This is a genomic window from Corynebacterium sp. HMSC074H12 (assembly GCF_001813755.1).
Lineage (GTDB): Bacteria > Actinomycetota > Actinomycetes > Mycobacteriales > Mycobacteriaceae > Corynebacterium > Corynebacterium hiratae.
The window spans coordinates 1-501 of the sequence record NZ_KV813934.1; the positions used below are offsets into that span (position 1 = coordinate 1).

General features: G+C 56.5%; 1 protein-coding gene. It reads left to right on the plus strand.

What is annotated here, in order from left to right; translation table 11 throughout:
* Positions 1-14: 14 nt before the first annotated feature.
* On the plus strand, positions 15-501 hold a 487-nt coding region (locus HMPREF2932_RS09260; protein ID WP_246818652.1), incomplete at its 3' end, for a transposase.

Consider the following 501-nt stretch of genomic DNA (forward strand, 5'->3'; position numbering starts at 1 on the left):
ACACGATGCTGCCGATGATCACACGGTTCCAAGATGCCTACCAACTCGACGAGGTCACCGTCGTTGCTGATGCGGGCATGTTCTCCGCGGCGAACAAACAAGCACTCATCGACGCAGGCTTGCACTACATCTTGTCGGTGAAGACCCCCACCGTGCCTGAGGTAATTGAAACCTGGCGGCGGGAAAATCCCGGTGAAGACTACACCCACGGCCAGATCTGGACGCAAGCCTCGGCAAGTGATGGGCGCAAACACACAACCCCGAATTCGGTGACGCATTACCAGTACTCTCACGATCGGGCTAGGCGCAGCCTGCGTGGAATCAGCGAGCAAGTCGCAAAAGCTAAACGGGCTGTTGACGGCGATATCGCTATCAAGCGTAACCGCTATATCGATCTTTCCGCCCCGAACAAGAAGGTCAACTATGCTCTTGCTGCCAAGCACCGAGCCCTTGCCGGAATTAAAGGTTATGAAACCGACCTGACCGGTCTTGCCGCCCAGG